Raw genomic sequence first — 20,118 nt, 5'->3', positions numbered from 1 at the left:
GGGATTTCAGGTTGGCATTGGTGGCCGGGCATGCTTTGGAAGCTGATTTGCCGCCTCAAAACGCGAATGGCTGCCGCGCACAGCCTCTACGTGATTGAAAAAGACCGACTCAACGACAAATTCCACTCCGACTCCGCTCGGTACGCGCACCTGCGTGCCCTTGACCCTGAGTTGCCCGACCACGTCTGGTCGGTGATCATCCGCTACGCCCCGCGCGTCCCCGCCTCGCAGTGGCAGGCGGTGCGGGAGTTCGTCATCGGCAACGCCGTGCAGATGCAGTTCCGGAAGTTCGAAACGGTCCGCCGCCACATGACCATGGCGAGCCGATTCACGGCGTGGGTGTGGACGACGACCGGCAGCGAGCTCACCGCAGACCGTGTCTTCACTGAGCGAAATGTTTACCGCTACCTGCAAGACCAGTACCCGAAACACTCGGAGGGGCACCGGTGGGGCATCGCCCGGGAGCTCGCCAGCGTCGCCAGGAGCCTCGCCGACACCCGGGTGGCCCAGTTGCCCGCACCGGCACCGTCCACGCGCCGTAAGCCGTTCACCGATGCGGAGATCGCGGCGATGCACAGCTGGGCGAACAGCCTGAGCACCACCCACAAGCGCCAGAATGCCTCCGCGATCCTTGGCCTCGCCGGTGGTGCCGGGCTGCGCTCCCAGGACCTCGTCGAGATCCGTCTCCGTGACATCGATGTTGTCGACGGGCGCCTGTTCGTCACCGTGCCCGGCCCGAACCCCCGCCGCGTCCCGGTGCGCCACCCCTGGACCCGCACCCTGCTGCGCGCCATCGACGGCCGCGCGAACGCGGACGAGTACGTGTTCCGCGGGCATCGCCTCGCGGAGTACCCGCCTCACGCCCTGCAGGTGTTCCTCACCGAGCACCCCTGCCGCATCCGACCCACCGTGTCCCGGCTCCGCACGAGCTGGATCGTCGACCACATCAATAACGGTCTCCCCCTGCACGTGCTCCTCGCCGTCACCGGGCTGAAGAACGCTGCCAGCCTCGACAAGTTCCTCATGCACGCCCGCACACCCGCCCTCGACCCCTACCTCGGGCTCCTCACCGGTGAGGAGCTCGCCCGATGAGCGCCGGCGACACCGACCACGACTATTCCGTCTTCGCCCGCGACTTAGGCGGCATCACCCAGGAGGAGGTGATGGGGCGTGGCCGCATCCAGGTAGCCCTCCCCGACGTCGACGTGCAACGCTTCGAGGCCCGCGTCCGCAAGACCGGCGTGCTGGAACGCTTGCAGGACTGGCGCGCAGAGGACTCCCTGGGTGAGGGCTTTGGCGGGCGGCCCGCACTGATCAACGACCGGGCGATCCTCACCGGCATGCTGCTCGCCAACCGCGGCGAGCCCATCTTCATCACCCGCCTGGCCCGGCTGTTCCAGCATGAGCTCAGCGACGCCTCCCGCGCCCTCCTCGGCCTCGAACCGTCCTTTGTGAGCTTCGTCGAGCACGTCGCAGAACAGAACCGCTGGTACAGCAACACCCACCGTGCGTTCCACCGCATGAACGACCTGATGGATCCATTCCCGCAAGAGAGGTGGCGAGCGAAAACCCACACCGAGATCCAACAGATCCTGAACGCACACGACTCGGCGCTCGAGCTGACCCGGAAGGCCCGGCTGGACGAATTCACGAAATTGTTCCTGCTGATGACGTTCAACGAGCAGCCCCGCGACGTGCGCCGCGCCTCGAGGAAGATCGACCTCTCCTTCGACCAAACCTATGTCGGGACACCCACCACGAAGGGCTACTCAAAGAAGGGCCTATCCCGGAAGGTCACCGAGGAGGCCGCCACCGCCGACCTCAGAACACTCCCACCCGGGCCCGTCGACGCCTACGCCGGATGGCATGTGCGCACCGGAGAGCGCACCGACAACCGCCGCGGCGAACTCGACACCGCCAGCCCCCAGACCAAGGGAACCACCTCGACGAACTACGCCTGGGGGTGGGAAGCGAACATCGCCGTCCGCGTCGACTCCGAGAAACCCGGCAGCCGCCGCTTCCCCGCCCTCGCCGTCGCGGCGACCCTGAGCCTGCCCAACGTGAACGTCGCTGAGGAAGCCGTGTCGCTGATGCGGGCTGCCAAGGCGACCGGCCTGCAGCCCGGCATCGGCGACGCCGACAAGCGATACTGGGCGAACTCGCTCGTCGAACGCCTGCATGAGCCGGCGTTCGCCGAAGGCTTCACGCCCTCGACCGACTACCGCGTCGACCGGCTCGGCGTCCAGGGCGGCGCCAACGGCGCCCTCTTCATCGAGGGCGGTGCGTACTGCCCCGGCACCCCCACGGCCCTGCAGAACGCCTCGATCGCAAAGTCGCAGGGGACCATCGATTCCGAGACGTACCGGGCCCGGATCGGCGCTCGCAAGGCGTTCAAGCTCCACGTGAAGGAGAAGGCGGACGGGAAGGGCCGCACCATGCTGCGCTGCCCCGCACTCGGCCCCAGCCCGACCGTCACCTGCCCGCTGCGCGAACTGCTGCAGACACGGAAAATCGCCGACAAGGAGCGGCCGGCCGTGGACGCCGCTGACCTACCTGACTTCCCAGACAAGATCTGCCGGCAGCACTCGGCGTCGTTCGACGAGGCCGAGATGCGCCGCACCCAGCAGGCCTTCGACTACGGCACCCAGGAGTGGGACACGTTCCACACCCACGCCCGCAACTCGATCGAATCCCTGAACGCACAAATCAAAGCCGGCGGCACCGAAGACATTCAGTCCGCGAACCGGCGCCGCGTCCGCGGCATGGGCGCGGCGCAGATCATCGTCACGATCCTGCTCACCAACTTCAACCTGCGCAAGATCGCCGCCTTCCTCAGCGACAAGTTCAAAGCGGACATGCGCGCCGCCGGCGGCCGGCCCGCGAAGCCGAACCTGATCCGCCGCCGCGACCGCGAGTTCCGCAACCCCTACACCGACACCTACCCGGCCGGCGTCGAACGACCCGACAAGGCCAGACCCGCACCGTCGGACGAGACCGGCGGGCCACCCCTGCGCACCTAACCGCACAGCCGCACCCGATACCGCCCGAGAGGGCACACACAGGCCTACCGATCTCTTCGGCGAGCCTGAAAGTCGTTAACGGGCGCGCAGATTCGGCGCCCAGCGGCCCAGCACTGTGGCCGAGGCCTGCACCGGCGACGAAAAGGTCCCGGAAACACAAAATCGCCCTCGAGTTTCCTCGAGGGCGATTCTTTGTGGGTAGTTCTGCGAATAGTTTCGCGAACAGCCCTTCTGTTGCGGGGACAGGATTTGAACCTGCGACCTCTGGGTTATGAGCCCAGCGAGCTACCGAGCTGCTCCACCCCGCGCTACAAGATCAATACTACCCCACGTTTTGGGTGCGCATGTTCACTGCCCGACGGCCGCGTTAAACACAGAAGGCCCGGAACCTTTACGATTCCGAGCCTTCTGTTTCTGTTGCGGGGACAGGATTTGAACCTGCGACCTCTGGGTTATGAGCCCAGCGAGCTACCGAGCTGCTCCACCCCGCGTCACAAGAATTAGATTACCAGACGCGCTGGGAGGCGACGAATCGAGGGCCGTTTCCGTGCGTTCTCGGGCGCGCCGCCCACCTCCGCAGGCCGCCTCGAACGACGGCCGAATGCCGGTGGCTGCGGTGTCCGCGGGCTGTCAGGGCTTCGCTCGTTCCTCGCTCAGCCGACGCGGGGAGAGTCGCTCAGCCGACGTAGGGAAAGTCAGTCGCTCAGCCGACGTGGGGCGGGGTGCGCCGGCGGCCGCTCCCCCGCGGGGGCGTGTGGGGAGGCCAAAGGCGGATCGGGAGGCCGAACTGGTGCCCAAACGGCCTCCCTAGGTCATTGTTGCCTCCCGAGTGCACTCCGCGGATGCCGCCGGCTGCGGCGTCCGCGGGCTTTCAGAGCTTCGCTCGTTCCTCGCTCAGCCGACGTGGGGCGAGTCAGGCGCCGAGCCGACGTGGGGAGAATCGCTCAGCCGACGTGGGGAGAATCGCTCAGCCGACGCGGGGCAAGGCGCTCGGCCGACGCGGGGCAGGGCGCTCGGCCGACGCGGGGAGGCGGAGGAGCGGCCGCTGCGGCACGACGGCTCGAGGACACGAGGGCACGAAAAAGCGCATCCCTCCCGGAGCGTGAGCTCCGGGAGGGATGCGCCAGTGGTGCGGGGTATTACTCGCCGAGCACCAGCATCAGTGCGGAGAGCGTGTCGGCCAGCTTCTTGTCGGCTGCGCCGTAGGCGGCCCAGTCACCGTCGGCCATGGCCTTCTGCTTGTCCTGCAGCGCCTGCTTGGCGACCTCGAGCAGTGCCTTGGCCTGCTCGTCGGCGGTGCCGCTGGTGGGCGGCGTCGTCGGCTCGGTCGTCGGCGGCGTGGTCGAGCCGTCGGTGGGCGGCGTCGTCGGCTCCGGCGTCGGGGTCACGGTGACTCCTCCGCCCGGCGTCGCGGTGTCGCCGGCAGTGGCGCCGGAGTCGCCGCCGAAGAGCACGTTCAGCGCCTCGTCGAGGGTGTTCTCGAAGGCGATCTGGTTGCCGAAGCCGACCAGCACCTTCTGCAGCAGCGGGAAGCTGGTGCCACCGGTCGACTGCACGTACACGGGCTGCACGTAGAGCAGACCGCCACCGACGGGCAGCGTCAGCAGGTTGCCGTTCCGCACCTTCGACTGGCCCTGCTTGAGCAGGTTGAGCACCTGCGAGACGGCGGGGTCGGAGTCGAACGAGTTCTGCACCTGGCCGGGTCCGGGGATCCGGTCGTTCGGCAGCGTCAGCAGGCGGAGCTTTCCATAGGTATCGGCTCGCACACCGGCCTTGTTGCCGGCATCCGCGTCAACGGCCAGGTAGCCGGTCAGCACGTCACGCGTGCTGTCGCCCTTCTGGTCGGGGATGAACGTGGAGTACAGCGAGAAGGCGGGCGAGTTCTGCCCCGGCATCTGCATGGTCAGGTAGTACGGCGGCTGGAGCGTCTTGTTGTCCGCGGGGAGTGTGGGCTCCTTCGGGGTGGTCCAGGCATCGTCGCTCGAGTAGAACGAGCCGGCATCCGTCACGTGGTACTGGCCCATGATGGCGCGCTGCACCTTGAACAGGTCTGCCGGGTAGCGCACGTGGCTCATCAGCTCGCCGGAGATGTCGCTGAGCGGCTTCACCGTCGACGGGAAGATCTTCTGCCAGGTGGCCAGCAGCGGGTCCTGGTCGTCCCACGCGTAGAGCGTGACGGTGCCGTCGTAGGCGTCGACCGTGGCCTTGACCGAGTTGCGCACGTAGTTGACGTCGTCGAGCGCGAAGCTCTGCGCCGCGGTCTGCGCGTCGTTGATGGCTGTGCTCCAGCCGACCTTGGTCGAGTACGGGTAGTCCGCGCTCGTTGTGTAGCCGTCAACGATCCAGACGATCTTGCCGTCGATGACCGAGGGGTACGGGTCGGAGTCGAGCTTGAGGTACGGCGCCACCTTCTGCACGCGCTCCAGCGGAGAGCGGTCGTAGAGGATCTGCGACGAGTCGGTGACCGAGTCGGAGAGGAAGATCTGCTCGCTCTGGAACTTCAGCGCGAAGACCAGCTTCTTGAAGATGTTGTCGAGCTTGGGCCCGCCGTCGCCGGCGAAGCTGGTGTAGGTCTGCTCGGTTCCGTCGCCGCCGGCCGGGTAGTCCAGCTCGACCGGCTTGGCACCCTTGGGCGCGCCGACGATCGAGTAGGCGGGCGAGTCCTCACCGAAGTACACGCGCGGCTCGAATTCGCCGAGCGCACCGGTGCTGGGGATGCCGGACTCGAGGAAGACCGGCTGGCCGTCGGCGGAGCGCTGGTTGCCGTACGCGGCCACCATGCCGTAGCCGTGGGTGTAGACGAGGGTACGGTTGACCCAGTCCGGGGCGTCGCTCAGACCGCTCAGGCGCAGGTCGCGCACGGCGACGACGGTGTCCTGGGACTTGCCGTCGATGTCGTAGCGGTCCACGTCGAGGTGGTCGGGGAACTGGTAGTACTGGCGGAACTGCTCGAGCTGCTCGAACGAGTCGCTGACGATCGCGGGGTCGAGGATGCGGATGTTCGCGGTGGTCTCGGCATCCGCGCGCAGGGCGCCGGGCTCGGCCTCGGTGGTCGCGTTGTAGGGGATCTCCTCGACGCCGGAGAGGCCGAAGGCCGCCCGCGTCTCGTCGATGTTGCGCTGAATATACGGGGCCTCCAGCGTCTTCGCGCTCGGGACCACCTGGAAGCGCTGCACGACCCAGGGGTAGAGCGAGCCGATCAGCAGGCTGGAGATGATCAGCAGCACGGTTCCGACGATCGGCAGGCGCCAGCGCCCCATGATCGCGGTGACGAGGAACAGGATGGCGACGACGGCGGCGATACCGGCGAGGATCGCACGGCCCGGGATGGTCGCGTTGACGTCGGTGTAGCCGGCGCCGGACATGACGTAGGCGCTGCTGTCGGTCAGGGTGGTGTACTGGTCGAGCCAGAGGCTGGCGGCCTGCAGCAGCAGGTAGAGCGCCGCCATCACGGCGATCTGCACGCGCGCGGCCTTGGAGATGATGACCTCGCGGCCGCTCACCCGGATCGCACCATAGAGGTACGCGGTGGCGGCGGAGAGGATGAGCGCGATCAGCAGCACGGCGGAGGCGAAGCCGAGCACCGAGTGCAGGAACGGCAGGTCGAAGAGGTAGAACGACACGTCGAGGCCGAACTGCGGGTCCTTGGTGCCGCTCGGGGTGCGGTTGAGCCACATGAGCGTGGTCTCCCAGCGCGAGGCGGCCGAGACGCCGGCGAACAGGCCGAGCAGCGCGGGCACGCCGTACATGGCGAGGCGGCGCAGCGGCTCGATGACCTGCTGGTAGCGGTCGAGCTGGGCGTTCAGCTTGGCGTAGACCGGGCGCGAGCGGTAGGCGATCTGGATCGCGACCCACACCGGCACCGCCATGGCGACGAAGCCGATGAGGAACAGCACAGTGCTGGCGACCCACTGCGTGGTCAACACGTTCAGGAAGCCGAGCTGGTCGAACCAGAGCACATCGGCGTAGAGGCTGGCGAATGCGAAGAACGCCATCACGAGTCCGGCCACGACGGCCACTGTGATGGCGAGCGGCGCTCGGTTTGGGCGGGCGGGTGCGTCAGCTGCAGGGGAAGTCACGTGGCCTCAATGCTCGGTGTGTGGGGTCTCGAAGTGCAAAGACTCTGGTGGTGCTGGTTCTATCCTATGGAGCCGAAGCTGAGAGTGTGCAGGAGGGCAACTGCGAGGTGTCCCCGCCGTCGCTGACAGTCTCGATCGCGGTCATCGCCTGGTCGAGGGTGTCCACGGCGAACACGGTGAGGCCGTCCGGCACATGCCCGACCACCTCGTTGCAGTTCGTCTGCGGCGCGAGGAACCATTTCGCCCCTGCATCCACTGCCCCGAACATCTTCTGGCGGATGCCGCCGATGGGGCCGACCACGCCGTCCGCGTCGATGGTGCCGGTGCCCGCCCAGTCCTTGCCGGCGGTCAGCGGGCCCGGGGTGAGCTTGTCGATGATGCCGAGCGCGAACATCATGCCGGCGCTCGGGCCGCCGACGTTGTCGAGCTGGATCTGCACCTCGATCGGGAACTGGTAGTCGGTGGCGATGTTGACGCCGAGCACGGCGGTGTCGCCGACCATGGTCGGCGTGACCTCGACCTCGAGGGTCTGCCCCGCCCGCACGATCGTGACGGATGCCGGCTTCTCTGCGCCGTTCAGCTGCACCGTGGCCCGCAGATCCGCGAGGTCCTCGGCTGGGTCGCCGTTGACGGCGACGATCTCGTCGTCGGGCTGCAGCACGCCCTCGGCCGGCGAGTTCACCGAGAGGGAGTTGACGACGAGCGTGCGCTCCACCGGGTAGTCGAGCTCGATCAGCGCCGCGGCGATGGCGTCCTGCTGCGAGTTGACCATGGCCACCTGGTTCGCCTGCTCGCGGTCGGCGGTGGACACGTTCGGCGGGAAGACGGCGTCCAGCGGCAGCACCGCCTGCTCCGGGCTGGCCCAGGCGCCCAGCACATCGAACCAGTTGGGCCGCGTCTCCCTGTTGCCGACCACCGAGACGGTGAGCAGGTTCAGCTCGCCGTCGGTGGGGAAGGTGGGCTCGTCCGGGATGTTGATGAGCGGGCGCTCGGTGCCGTCGTGCTCGGCGGTGCCGAGCGTGTCGAAGACCGGACCCGGCTTCTCGATCACATAGGGAGAGGGAACCAGGCCGAGAACGAGGCCGCAGGCCAGCGCGACGGCGAGAAAATACCAGCCGCGGCGCACACGACGCTCTTCGCGGCTGCGGGTGGCCCCGGCGCGGGAGCCGCCGGTCTCGGTGCCCGGTTGGCCTTCGCTGAACAGTGCCACGGGCATCCCTTCTCACTCCCCGGTGTTCGCGACAGGCGGACAGCGGAGCACCCCAGCCTAGGGTATTTCCCAACGAAGCCGCAGGATCTCGCACTAGCGTAGAAGCACGCGACTGAGAGGTGGCTGAAGTGGCCGACAACGCCCAGCCCGGTGACAATCTGGGCCCCGACGACAACACCCCCGACGATGACCTGCAGAGGATGCTCCGAGACATCCTCTCCGGCAACTTCCCCGACGGCGGTGCCTCCTTCGATCCTGCCCAATTGGCGGGAGCGGCCGGCCTGCCGAACGACCCGGCGAGCATCGCCGCGCTGATGAACCAGCTGCGCGGCGCCATGAGCAGCGCCGGCGACGGCATCAACTGGGACCTCGCCCTGCGCCGGGCCGAGGAGAAGGCCGCGGCCGGGCAGGAGCAGGTGACGCCGGAGCAGCGTGCCCAGTTCGACCAGGCGTTCAACATCGCCGCGCTCTGGCTCGACGAGGTCATCGCCATCAGCGAGATCACCGTGGTGCCGTCGCTGATCACCCGCAGGCAGTGGGTCGCGCAGTCCATACCGCTGTGGACCCAGCTCGCCGAGCCCGTCGCCACCAGCATCGCCGACACCCTCACCGGAGCGCTCGGCGACCAGCTGCCGGAGGAGATGCGCGGCATGCTCGCCCAGGCCATGCCGATGATGCGCTCGCTGAGCGGCACCCTGTTCGCCATGCAGCTGGGCGAGGTGGTCGGCGAACTCGCCACCGAGGTCATCTCCGGCGGGGACATCGGCATCCCGCTGCTCGCCGAGCAGCACGCCGCGCTGCTGCCGCAGAACGTGATGGCCTTCTCCGAGGGCCTGGACGTCGGCCCCGACCAGGTGCAGATCTACCTCGCCGTGCGCGAGCTCGCCCACGCCCGCCTGTTCCGGCACGCCCGCTGGCTGCGCCTGCACCTGATCAGCGCGATCCGGTCGTTCGCGCAGGGCATCAGCGTGGACGCCGGCAAGCTCGAGGAGCTGGCATCCGGCTTCGACCCGTCCAACCCCGAGGAGCTGCGCCAGGCCATGGTCGACGGCTCGCTCATTCCGCCGAAGAGCGAGGCCCAGCTGGCCGCGCTTGCCCAGCTGGAGACGATGCTCGCCCTCATCGAGGGCTGGGTCAACGTCGTCACCGCCGAGGCGACCGGCCGCCTGCCCGGCAGCATCTCGATCGCCGAGATGGTGCGCCGCCGCCGCGCCGCGGGCGGCCCGGCCGAGTCGGCCTTCGCCACGCTCGTCGGCCTCGAGCTGCGCCCCCGGCGCCAGCGCGAGGCGGCCGCCATGTGGCAGGCCGTGACGGATGCCGTCGGCAACGACGCCCGCGACGCGCTCTGGGCACACCCCGACATCCTGCCGACCTCCGCCGACCTCGACGACCCGGCGAGCCTGGTGGCACGCCTGGTGGCGAAGGCCTCCGGCGTCGAGCCGGAGCTGGACGAGGTCGACCAGGCACTCGAGGCGCTGCTGCGCGGCGACGGCCCAGAGCGCCCGCTCGACCCGAACGACCCGCCGGCCTAGGCCCCAGCTCGGGGCTGCGGCGATGGAGCAATCCGTTGCCACAGCCCGCTGGCGCAGCCCGCTGGTTGAGCTTGTCGAAACCGCACCAGCATCGCATGCGGTTTTCGGGGTTTCCTGATTGAGGGCTGCCGCCTTTCGCGACGCTTCGCGTCGCGCCTGTGGATAACTTCCGACGCGCGCTGGCCAGATGGGGCAGGCTGTCGGCATGACCCTGCGACTGGACCCCGCACTGCCGGTGGTGTGGCGCTCCCCGAGCTCGCTGCAGTTCGGCGTGGACAGCCCGCGGCTGGTGCTGGAGGTCGTCGACGCGCTGGATGAGGCGCTGGTCGCTGCGCTCCGCTTGGGCGCGCAGCGGGAGGATCTTCTCGGCGTCGCGAAACGCTCCGGCGGGGACGCCGCCGCGCTGCAGGCGCGGCTGGACCGGCTCGAGCCGGTGCTGCAGCACGGCTTGGGCCGGCCCCGGCCGAGCGTGCCGCGCGTGCTCATCGATGGAGAGGGCCGCTGCGCCGAGCTGTTGCTCGACGCGCTGCTGGATGCCGGCGTGACCGCCTCGCTCGCCGACCCGCTCGCGGGCTCAGCGCCCCGGGGCGGCGAACCGGAGCTGGTCGTGCTGGTCGCCCGCTACGCCGTGCCGCCCGCCCGGTACGGGCATTGGCTGCGCGCCGATGTGGCACACCTGCCGATCGTGTTCGGCGACAGCGGCGTGCGGGTCGGCCCGCTCGTGCAGCCCGGCGCCGGGCCCTGCCTGTTCTGCCTCGACCTGGAGCGCACCGACCGGGATGCCGCCTGGCCGGCGCTGGCCAGCCAGCTGGTGCACCGGCGGGCGCCCGGGGCGACGGAGCAGACCTCCAGGCTGGCCGCGACGACGGCCTGCGGGCTGATCCTCGCCTGCTCGGGCGCGCGCGCCGCGCTCGTCGTGCCGGAACCGTGGTCGGCGGCATCCGTGCACATCGGGCTGGACGGCTGGATCAGCTCCGCGCTGCACTCCCCGCACCCGGAGTGCGGCTGCCGGGGGCTGCCGGGCGCTCCATCTCGGCGAGGAAGCGGGAGCGCTCCCGCGGGGCACGCGCCCCGGCACCCGTCTCCGCCCAGCTGAGGGCGAGGCGCAGCCGCGCCCGGGTGACGCCGACGTAGAGCAGCCGGCGCTCCTCGTCGATCTGCTCCGGGGTTTTCGCGTAGTTGATGGGCACCAGCCCCTCGCTGGCCCCGACGATGTAGACGTTGTCCCACTCCAGGCCCTTCGCCGAGTGCAGCGTGGCGAGGGTGACGGCGGCGACGGTGGGCTCGTGCTGGCTGGCCTGGCGCTCCATCAGCTCGTCCGTGAAGGCGCGGAAGGTGGTGCCGGGAGCCGCCTGGTCGACGAGCCCCATCAGGGCGTTCAACGACTCCCAGCGCTCGCGCACGGCGCCGCGCGTCTCCGGCGGGCTCTGGCTCCAGCCGAGGCCGCGCATCACGTCGCTGACGGATTTGAACAGCGGCTCCCCCGAGATCGACACCGACGCCGCGCGCAGCGACATGACGGCCTGCTTGACCTCTGGCAGCTCGAAGAAGCGCTTGGAGCCGCGGATCTGGTAGCTGATGCCCGCCTCGGTGAGCGCGGTCTCCAGCGCGGCCGCCTGCACGTTGATGCGGTACAGGACGGCGACGTCCTCCGGGCGCGCGCCGGCGGCGATAAGCTCGAGGATCTTCTGGGCCACGCCGCGCGCCTCGGCCATGTCGTTCGGGTGGGCGGTGACCGTGATCGGGGCCTTGGAGGGCGCCTCGCTCGCGGCGGCGTGCAGCATGAGCGCGCCGGCCCGGCCGCGCATCAGCCGGTTGGCGGCGTCGATGATGGTCTGCGTCGAGCGGTAGTTCTGCTCGAGGCGCACCACCGTGGCGTCCGGATGCCGGCTGGGGAACTCGAGCAGGTACTCGGCCCGCGCGCCGGCAAAGGAGTAGATGGTCTGGCTGGCGTCGCCGACGACGCAGATCTCGTGCCGGCCTCCCAGCCAGAGGTTGAGCAGCTGGTGTTGCAGCGGCGAGACGTCCTGGTACTCGTCGACGACGAAGAAGCGGTACTGCTCGCGCACCTGCATGGCGACGGAGGGCTCCTGCTCGATCATGCCGGCCACGGTGAGCAGAACGTCTTCGAAGTCGATCTGGTGCCGCTCGTCCTTCAGCTTCTCGTAGCCCTGCTGCAGCTCCACGGCCTGCTCGGCGGTGAGCCGGCCGGGGAGGCCGCGCTCCTCGAGCGAGCGGGCGTAGGCGTCGAAGCCGATCCCGGAGACCTTGCGCCACTCGATCTCGCCCGCGACGTCGCGCAGAGTCGCGGTGTCGAGCTTGAGCTTCAGCCGTTCGGCGACGTGGCCGAGCAGCCGCGCCTTGCCGTCGAGCAGGCTCGGGGTCTGACCGCCGACCACCTGTGGCCAGAAGAAGTTCAGCTGGGAGAGCGCCGCGGAGTGGAAGGTGCGCGCGGCGACCCCACCCGCACCGAGCTCGCGCAGCCGGCCGCGGAGTTCGGCGGCGGCACGCGTGGTGAAGGTGAGCGCCATCACGCGGCTCGTCGTGTAGGCCCCGGTGGCCACGCCGTACGCGATGCGGTGGGTGATGGCGCGCGTCTTGCCGGTGCCGGCGCCGGCGAGCATGCAGACGGGGCCGACGAGGGCCTCGGCGGCGACGCGCTGCTGCTCGTCCAGCCCCGCGAGCAGGGCGTCTGCGGAAGGGATCACGGCGTCACGGGCTCCGGGTTCTCCAGCCACTCGCGGATGATCGCGCCGGCGATGGAGATCGGGCCGGGCAACAGGATGTCGTCGCCGGCCGCCCGGAGCTCGGCGCGGCTGAACCAGCGCAGCTCGATGATCTCCTCGCCGTCCGGGATGGTGCCCTGCGGGCTCTGCCCGGCCGCGAGGGTCGCGGCGAAGCCCAGCATCAGCGAGGCGGGGAACGGCCACGGCTGGGAGCCGAGGTAGCGAGGGTCCGCGACGCGCAGGCCGGACTCCTCGAGCACCTCGCGGCGCACGGCGTCCTCCAGCGACTCCCCCGGCTCGACGAAGCCGGCCAGCAGCGAGAAGCGGTTCTGCTCCCAGAGCGCGTTGGAGCCGAGCAGGATGCGGTCCTCGGCGTCGGTGATGCGCACGATCACGGCGGCGTCGGTGCGCGGGAAAACCTCGGTGTTCTCGGCCGGGCAGCGCCGCACCCAGCCGGCCTGCTCCACCACGGTCGCGGTGCCGCAGCGCGGGCAGAAGCCGTGCGAGTCATGCCAGTTCGCCACGGCGATGGCCTCGGTGAACAGGGCGCTCTCGACGTCGCCGAGCACGGGCGCCAGGGCGCGGAGCCCGGCCCAGCGCAGCCGCTCCGGCTGCAGCGCCTCGGCCTGCTCCACGGTGAGGAGGGCGGCCAGCAGCGGCTGCGCGGTCACGCTGCCTGCGACGGCCTCGCGCCCGAGATAGAGCCAGCCGGCGGCATCCGGGAGCTCGGCCGGGCTCAGCCAGGCCAGTGCCGGCGCGGCGCCATCGATCTGCAGGGCACGGAGCGCGGAGCCGGCGCTCAGCACGAGCACGCGGGTGCCGGCGTCGGCGCGCAGTCGCCGCACCAGCTCGGGGTCGGCGCGGGCCGTCGCGTCGCGGTCGAGCCGGTGGCGGGCGAGCGGAAGCGCGTCAGTCAGCACGGTTGACCCTTTCGGAACGGCTCGCCGCGCCGCCGTCAGGGGCGTGGCGCGTAGGCGAGGAGGCTCTTTTCGACCTAACCTTGGAGGCATGGCCAGATCCCCTCTCACTTTAGCTGCGTTGGCCACCTCGGCCGTGCCCGAGCTCGACGTGGTCGCCACGCGCACCCACAGCCGGCAGATGGCCGGCGATTTCGATGCGGCCGTGTTGAGCCTTCGTGACGGCATCGAGCTGATCGTGCGGGTGCCCCGCAACCAGGCGGCCGAGACAGAGCAATCCGCCGACCTCCTCGCCCTGCGCGCGCTGAGCACCGGCGTGCGCAGCCGGCTGCCGTTCCACATCGCCGATTTCGTCGGCCAGGCGCCCGTCGGGCCCACCCGCGCCATCGTCTACGGCTACCTCGACGGCATGCCAGCCGACACGTCGATGCTCGAGTACAACCCGGATCTCGCCCACTCCATCGGCCGCTCGATCGCCGCTGTGCACTCGCTGCCGACCGCCTTCATCGGCGACGCCGGGCTGCCGCAGCAGACCGCCGAGGATTCCCGTGCCGCGACCGCCGCGCTGATCGCGCGCGCGGCCGAGACGGGCAAGCTGCCGGCCGCGCTGCTGCAGCGCTGGGAGCAGGCCACCGACGATGCCGCGCTCTGGCAGTTCGCCCCCTCCGTCATCAACGGCAAGCTCGCCGCCGACTCGTTCCTCGTCGACGGGTACGCCGTCTCGGCGGTGCTCGGCTGGTCCGAGCTGTGTGTCGGCGATGCGGCCCGCGACCTGCACTGGGTGCTCGCCGCCCCCGGCGACGCCGGTGAGACGACGCTCGCCGCGTACACGGCGGCCCGCAGCGGCGGCATCGACCGGCTGCTCACCCAGCGCGCACTGCTTTACGCGGAGCTGGAGCTCGCCCGCTGGCTGCTGCACGGCGTGGCGACGCGCAGCGAGGCGATCATCGAGGATGCCGTGCAGATGCTCGACGCCCTGGTCGAGAGCGTGCACAGCCAGCGCATGAACCCGCTGACGCAGGCGGTGGGCCCGGTGCTCGCCGTCGACGACGTGGAGGAGCTGCTCGCGCAGACGCCCCGCTCCTCCGCGACACCGCAGGAGGGCCACGGCGCCCTGCACACCGACAGCTACGACGTGTCCGCGTTCGAGTCGGAGTCGGAGCACGGCGCCGCGTTCGGCACCGCGTTCGACTCCGCTGACGAGGCGGAGTCGGCCACGGGCGAGCCCGGCACGGGCACCGGTTCTGTGCCCGTCTCTGACGACCTCGACACCGGCCCGATCGAGCTGCCCGGGCGCTAGCCGGCGGCGGCAAGCCGGCGGCGGCAAGCCGTCGGCGGCAAGCCCGACCCGGGTCCTTCGCCGACGAGCTGCCGCGTCGCCGGCCTGCACGTGCGACCGCCGAGGCCGCACGCGAGCAGCGCGCGCTCTCGCGGCCCCTGTTGTGTCTCGCGGCCCTCGGTATAGCGGGGGCCGCGAGACAGAACGAGGGCCGCGAGCGCAACCGCCCGCCGCGATCAGCAGGCACGTTCGCCCGGCGCGATCAGCAGGTGCGATCAGCACGCGCGATCAGCACGCGCGATCGTCAGGTGCGGTCAGCGCACCGCTGCCGGGCCGGGCTACGCGGTGACGCCGGCCCAGAGCGCGAGCAGCTCCTCCTCGCCGGCGAGGTGCTCCGGCGCGATGACGGTGTCGTCGGCGACGAAGTAGAACACGGCGTCGATCTGCTCCACCGGCACGCCCTTCCACCGCGAGTAGGCGAGGCGGTAGAGCGCCAGCTGGGTCTGCTTGAGCGCGAGGTCGGCCGCGTTCCTCGGCGCCTTGCCCGTCTTCCAGTCCACGATCTGGTAGCCCCGCTCTGTGCGGTAGACGGCATCCAGCTTGCAGATGAACACCTGCGCATCGAGCACGAGGTGGATCTCCACCTCGACGTCCTCCGGGGCGAGTCCGGCCCAGGGCGACGCCTCGAAGGTGGCGCGCAGCCGGGCGAACTGCTCGGCCTCCGTATCGCCCAAGTCGGCGCCGCCCTGGCCCACGGCGAGGCTGTCGGCGGCGACGCTGTCAGCGTCGAAGCTGTCGACGTCGAAACCCTCCAGCTCGAACAGCCCGGCGTCGACCCGGTCCCCGCTGGCGACCGTGTTGGAGCGCTGCTCGACCCAGCTGTGGAAGAGCGTGCCGAGCCGGGTCGCCCGGTACGGTCGCTGCGGCATGGGGCGGCGCAGCTGCTCGGCGACGGCGGACGGGTCGTCGATGAAGTCCTTGAACCGGGAGGCCGGGATGCGTGTCGGCAGCGCGAGCGCCGCCCGCCCCTGCATCCGACGCCGCCGCTCCTCGAGCAGCGCGTCGATCTCGGCCCGCAGTCGCTCGGGGATGGGCGCGCCGGCCCCGCTGTCGATCGCGCCCTGGGTGAGGCTCGCGGCCTGCAGCACGGCGGCCCCGCGCACGCCGAGCGGGTGCAGCGGCCACTCGGGCGGCACGCTGTTCTCGGAGCGCGGGTTCTCGGCCTCCTGCGGGGAGCCGGGCAGCAGCTCCGGGTTGATCAGGCCGGCGACGGCGAGCTCGCGCAGGAACATGCTCGGCCCGCGTGCGCCCTTCTGGCTCCACCACCAGGAGCCGCTGAGCAGCAGGTCGCTCTTGGTGCGGGTCACGGCCACGTACGCCAGCCGGCGCTGCTCCGCCGCGTAGTGGGCCGCGTTCTGCTCCTTGAAGTCGGTCACGGACTCGTCGAACTGGGCCTGGTCGTGCACGCCGCGCCAGGCCAGCTCTGGCAGCTCGGCGGCGTCGCCCTTGAACTCGAACGGCAGCTCGGCGAAGGCGAGCCAGCCGAGGGTGCTGCGCGGCTTGCCGGGCATCTCGTCCACCACCATGCGGGGAACGGCGACGACATCCCATTCCAGCCCCTTGGAGCCGTGGATGGTGAGGATCTGCACGGTGCCGGGCTCCGGCTCCTCCTGCCGCGGGGCCAGCCGGTCCCGCTGCTCTGCCTCCTCCAGCCAGCCGAGGAAGGCGCCGAGCGTGCTGTGCTCGCTCGCGGAGAGGAAGCCGCTGACCAGCTCGTCGAAGGCCTCCAGGCTGGCGGCGCCGAGCGGGCGGATGCCGTTGGCGGCGACCTCGATGTCCAGCAGCAGCTCCTGCTGCACCAGGGTGACGAGGTCGAGCAGTTCCAGGCCGGCGCGGCGGCGGAGCGCGATCAGCTGATCGCCCGCCTCCTTCAGCCGCTGCAGCCCGACCTCGCTGAAGCCGCGCACCAGACCGTGGCCGTCGCGGGCGGAGACCAGGAAGTCGAGCGCGTCCACGATCGAGCGGCCCTCGTCGTCGGCGACGCTGCCGCGCAGCCGCGCGCGCACCTCGTCGCTGAGCTTGGCCAGACTGTGGTCGCGGGCGGCCAGCTCGCCGGCCAGCTTGCCGAGCGCGTGCAGGTCTTTCGGGCCGATGTTCCAGCGTGCGCCGGCCAGCACGCGCAGCAGCTCGGAGCCGCGGCTGGGGTCGTGCAGCACGCGCAGCGCCGACACGAGGTCGACGATGACGGGCTGGTCCAGCAGCCCGGCCAGGCCGAGCACGTGGAACGGCACCCCGCGTGCGCGGAGCGCCTCGGTGAACACGGTGACCTTGCCGAGGCTGCGGCAGAGCATGGCCGCGGAGCGCTTCGAGCCGTCCGGTTTGGCCGCCCCCGGGCCCAGCCGCTGGGCGAACCACTCGGCCACGGCGGCGGCCTCGTCCTCGACGGTCTCGGTGAAGCTGACGTCGAGCAGGCCGTCGGAGGCGAAGCTCGGCGCCGTGAGCGGGCTCTTCGGCGGGGCTTCCCCCGCCTCCCCCGTCTGCTCGGTGAACGGCCGCACGATCTCGTTCGCGGCGGCCAGCACCGCGCGCGGGTTGCGCCAGCTGATCGAGAGCTCGAAGCGCTCCGCCTCCGGCGCCGCCGATCCGTCTGCCTGGGGGCCAGCCCCGCGGAAGTCGCGCGAGAAACGGGCCAGGTTCGCGGCACTGGCGCCGCGCCATCCGTAGATCGACTGGTCGGGATCGCCGACGGCCATGACGCCGTGCCCGCCGAAGAGGGCGGCCAGCAGGCGAGTCTGCACGACGCTGGTGTCCTGGTACTCGTCGAGCAGCACGGCCTTGTACCTCTCGCGGTAGCCGGCGGTGACCGCCGGATTGCGCTCGCAGACTTCGAGGGCGAGGGCGACCTGGTCCGAGAACTCGACGTAGCCGCGGCGGCGCTTCTCGGCCTGGAAGCGCTCGGCCAGCTCGAGCAGCGGCGGCAGCGAGCCCACCGCCTCGAGCGCGCCGGTGAAGCTGGCGTGCGGCGTCTTCTTGCGCCCCGTGCCACCGATCGGCAGGTCGGCCATGCCGGTGAAGTCGCGCACCATGGCCTGCACGTCGCGCACGTCGACGACGTTCTCGGCGAGCGCCCGGCTCAGGCTGAGCACGCCGCCTGTGACGGCGTCGAGCCGCTTGTCGATCTCGACCAGCCGGGGGTCGGCGGTGTCGCTGACCACCTGCCGGGCCAGCTGCCAGGCGGAGGCCTCGCCGAGCACGACCGCGTCGGGCTCCCGGCCGATCAGCATCGCGTTCTCGCGGTAGATGGCGCTGGCGAAGGAGTTGTAGGTCGACACGGATGCCGCCTCGAAGATGTCGATGCTGACGTCGGCGATGCCGGCCTGCACGAGCTGCTCCACCCGTTCTCGGATGCGCACCGCCAGCTCCCCCGCCGCCTTGCGCGTGAAGGTGAGGCCGAGCACCTCCGGCACCGCGGCGTGGCCGTTGGCGAGCAGCCAGACGACCCGGTTGGCCATGGTCTCGGTCTTGCCGCTGCCGGCCCCGGCGACGACGATGGCCTGCCCGCCGGGCGGCGCCTCGATGACGGCGATCTGCTCGGGCGTGGGCGGCGGCAGCTCGAGCGCCTGGGCCAGCGCGGCCGCGCCGATACCCGCGCCGGGGGTGGCGTCGGCGTTCGCCGGGAGCACGGGTTCGAGCACGGCGTCGATCGCGCCGCTCATGCGGACACCGCCGGCACCAGGTGGATGCGGTACTCCCAGCGGGCCAGCGGGTCGTTGAAGTCCAGCTGCAGCGGCCCGGCGAAACTGGCGCCGGAGATCGCGCGGGAGACCGTGAGCAGTCGTTGCCGGAACGCCTCGAGCGCCGCCTCGTCCATGGGCTGTTGGGTCCTCTCGCTGTAACTCTTGCCGCGCACGCCGGAGGACACGAAGACCAGCTTCGCGCCGCCGACCGTGCCCTCATCGCCCTCGCCGGTGCCGGTGGGGATCGCCCCGCTGGCCATCCCGAGCTGGTAGGCGGCCAACTGCGGGTGCTCGGCCATGCCGGATTGCGTCGGCATCCGCGACCCCGTCTTGAGGTCGACGATGACCGTGGTGCCGTCGGCGGTGCGCTCGACCCGGTCGACGCTGCCGTGCAGGCTGACGTGTTCGAAGTCGACCGTGAAGCGGCCCTCCGCCTGCAGCAGCGTCTTGCCGTCGTCGGCGAAGTCGCCGAGGTACTCGCTCAGGCCGCCGAGCAGGCGCTCCGCGCCCCGCTTCTCGCGCTCGGCCAGCCACGGCGCCTCGAAGCGCAGCTGCTTCCAGCGCTCCGCGGCCTCGGCCCAGAGCCCGTCCACGCTGAGGTCGGCGTCCGGCTTCGTGCTCGCCGTCTCCATCACGGCGTGCACGATGGTGCCGATGGAGGCGGCGAGCCCGCCCGGGCTGGCCGCGACGGTGTCGACGAACCAGGCCAGCGCCGACTTCTCGGCCTTCTCGATCTGCGAGGGCGACACCGCGACGACGGCGCCCTCCTCGTCCAGGTCGACGAGCGGTTCCAGCGTCGAGGGCGGGCGCATCCCGTACCAGCTCGCCGGGTGTGCGCCGGGGATCTCCTCGCTGGCCAGCAGGGCCAGGGCAGATGCCGCGGCGGGCGTTCCCCGCTCGACGAGCTCGCGGCGCAGGCTCCCGACGAGCCCGCGCAGGTGCAGCGGGCGCCCGCGGTGCAGCGGCGTCAGATCGGGCACGAAGCCCATGAACGTGCTCGGCTGCTCGTCGTCGTTGCTGGTGCAGCTGAGCACGAGCTGGCGGTGCGCCCGGGAGGCGGCCAGGGCGAACATGCGCAGCTCGTCGCTGCGGACGGCCGCCCGCTCGTCGTTCACCCCGGCTGCGGCCGGCTCGTCGCCGAGGCCGGCGAGGTCTTCCACGAGCTCCGGGTGCAGCAGGGAGCCGCGCGGTTTGAGGTTCGGCCAGACGCCCTCTTGCAGGCCGGCCAGCACGACGACGTCGAAGTCCTGCCCGACGACCCCGGGCGGCGTGCAGATCAGCACGGCGTCGCCCTCGCTCTGCGGGGCGAGGGAGTCCTCCGGCAGGTCGCTGGCCAGCACGTCGGCGATGAACTGCGCGGGCGGAAGCTCCGGGGTGCGCTCGACGAAACGCTGGGCGGCGGCGAACAGCGCGACGGCGCCGTCGAGCGCGCGGTTCGCCTCGTCGGCGAGCACGCCGGTGCCCCTGGCCTGCTTGCCCCACTCCGTGCCGAGGCCGGCGCCCTGCCAGAGCTGCCAGAGCACCTCCTCGATCGAGCCGCCGGCTGCGGCGACGCGTGCGGCCTCCGCCACGTTCGCGGCGGCTCGCCCGGCCCGCGCGGCCGGCCCGGAGTCGATCG

Annotated in this window: 10 protein-coding genes and 2 tRNA genes; 4 read left to right on the top strand and 8 right to left on the bottom strand. The window is 70.9% G+C overall.

Annotation, left to right across the window (positions count from 1 at the left end):
• Positions 1 to 90: 90 nt before the first annotated feature.
• Both GY24_RS10180 and GY24_RS10175 read left to right on the top strand, forming a co-directional pair.
• The gene (locus GY24_RS10180; RefSeq protein WP_161498719.1) at positions 91 to 1,092 is read left to right on the top strand and encodes a site-specific integrase; all 1,002 of its coding nucleotides are present in this window, start codon (positions 91 to 93) and stop codon (positions 1,090 to 1,092) included.
• A complete protein-coding gene (locus GY24_RS10175; RefSeq protein ID WP_104475527.1) occupies positions 1,089 to 3,020 on the top strand; it encodes a hypothetical protein in 1,932 nt (643 codons plus the stop codon). The genes GY24_RS10180 and GY24_RS10175 overlap by 4 nt, the downstream gene beginning before the upstream one ends.
• Before the next feature lie 234 nt (positions 3,021 to 3,254).
• On the opposite strand, the gene GY24_RS10170 is transcribed toward GY24_RS10175, so the two are convergent.
• From GY24_RS10170 to GY24_RS10155, 4 genes are all read right to left on the bottom strand, one after another.
• Positions 3,255 to 3,328, bottom strand: a tRNA-Met gene (locus GY24_RS10170).
• Positions 3,329 to 3,437: 109 nt separating this feature from the next.
• Positions 3,438 to 3,511: transfer RNA gene (locus GY24_RS10165), tRNA-Met, on the bottom strand.
• 648 nt (positions 3,512 to 4,159) lie between these two features.
• Complete coding sequence (locus GY24_RS10160) at positions 4,160 to 7,099, bottom strand: UPF0182 family membrane protein (RefSeq protein WP_104475526.1); 2,940 nt, start codon at positions 7,097 to 7,099, stop codon at positions 4,160 to 4,162.
• Between the two features lie 64 nt (positions 7,100 to 7,163).
• Positions 7,164 to 8,309, bottom strand: coding sequence for a YlbL family protein (locus GY24_RS10155; RefSeq protein WP_233279305.1), 1,146 nt, complete (start codon positions 8,307 to 8,309; stop codon positions 7,164 to 7,166).
• Positions 8,310 to 8,509: 200 nt separating this feature from the next.
• Between GY24_RS10155 and GY24_RS10150 the strand changes: the two genes are divergently transcribed.
• Complete coding sequence (locus GY24_RS10150) at positions 8,510 to 9,841, top strand: zinc-dependent metalloprotease (protein ID WP_104475542.1); 1,332 nt, start codon at positions 8,510 to 8,512, stop codon at positions 9,839 to 9,841.
• Positions 9,842 to 10,809: 968 nt separating this feature from the next.
• Here the strand turns inward: GY24_RS10150 and GY24_RS10145 are convergent.
• On the bottom strand, positions 10,810 to 12,549 hold the full coding sequence (locus GY24_RS10145; RefSeq protein WP_104475524.1) for an ATP-dependent helicase: 1,740 nt from the start codon (positions 12,547 to 12,549) through the stop codon (positions 10,810 to 10,812).
• On the bottom strand, positions 12,546 to 13,487 hold the full coding sequence (gene nudC / locus GY24_RS10140; protein ID WP_233279304.1) for an NAD(+) diphosphatase: 942 nt from the start codon (positions 13,485 to 13,487) through the stop codon (positions 12,546 to 12,548). The genes GY24_RS10145 and nudC overlap by 4 nt, the downstream gene beginning before the upstream one ends.
• Before the next feature lie 88 nt (positions 13,488 to 13,575).
• Here nudC and GY24_RS10135 point away from each other — a divergent pair, with 88 nt between their 5' ends.
• Positions 13,576 to 14,784: a phosphotransferase gene (locus GY24_RS10135; RefSeq protein ID WP_104475522.1), complete on the top strand. Its 1,209-nt coding sequence runs from the start codon at positions 13,576 to 13,578 to the stop codon at positions 14,782 to 14,784.
• Positions 14,785 to 15,101: 317 nt separating this feature from the next.
• On the opposite strand, the gene GY24_RS10130 is transcribed toward GY24_RS10135, so the two are convergent.
• Both GY24_RS10130 and GY24_RS10125 read right to left on the bottom strand, forming a co-directional pair.
• The gene (locus GY24_RS10130; RefSeq protein WP_104475521.1) at positions 15,102 to 18,479 is read right to left on the bottom strand and encodes an ATP-dependent DNA helicase; all 3,378 of its coding nucleotides are present in this window, start codon (positions 18,477 to 18,479) and stop codon (positions 15,102 to 15,104) included.
• Positions 18,476 to 20,118: PD-(D/E)XK nuclease family protein (locus GY24_RS10125; protein WP_133161159.1), on the bottom strand; the 1,643-nt coding region annotated here is incomplete at its 5' end. The genes GY24_RS10125 and GY24_RS10130, both read right to left, overlap by 4 nt.

The organism is Microterricola pindariensis, from assembly GCF_002936985.1.
Classification (GTDB): domain Bacteria; phylum Actinomycetota; class Actinomycetes; order Actinomycetales; family Microbacteriaceae; genus Microterricola; species Microterricola pindariensis.
The sequence above is the reverse complement of the archived record's forward strand: the minus strand, read 5'-3'. Positions and strand labels throughout refer to the sequence as shown.

Bases quoted from the DNA above. Each gene is read 5' to 3' on its own strand.
- GY24_RS10130 (WP_104475521.1), bottom strand. From the start codon at position 18,479: ATGAGCGGCGCGATCGACGCCGTGCTCGAACCCGTGCTCCCGGCGAAC.
- GY24_RS10150 (WP_104475542.1), top strand. From the start codon at position 8,510: ATGCTCCGAGACATCCTCTCCGGCAACTTCCCCGACGGCGGTGCCTCC.
- GY24_RS10135 (WP_104475522.1), top strand. From the start codon at position 13,576: ATGGCCAGATCCCCTCTCACTTTAGCTGCGTTGGCCACCTCGGCCGTG.
- GY24_RS10175 (WP_104475527.1), top strand. From the start codon at position 1,089: ATGAGCGCCGGCGACACCGACCACGACTATTCCGTCTTCGCCCGCGAC.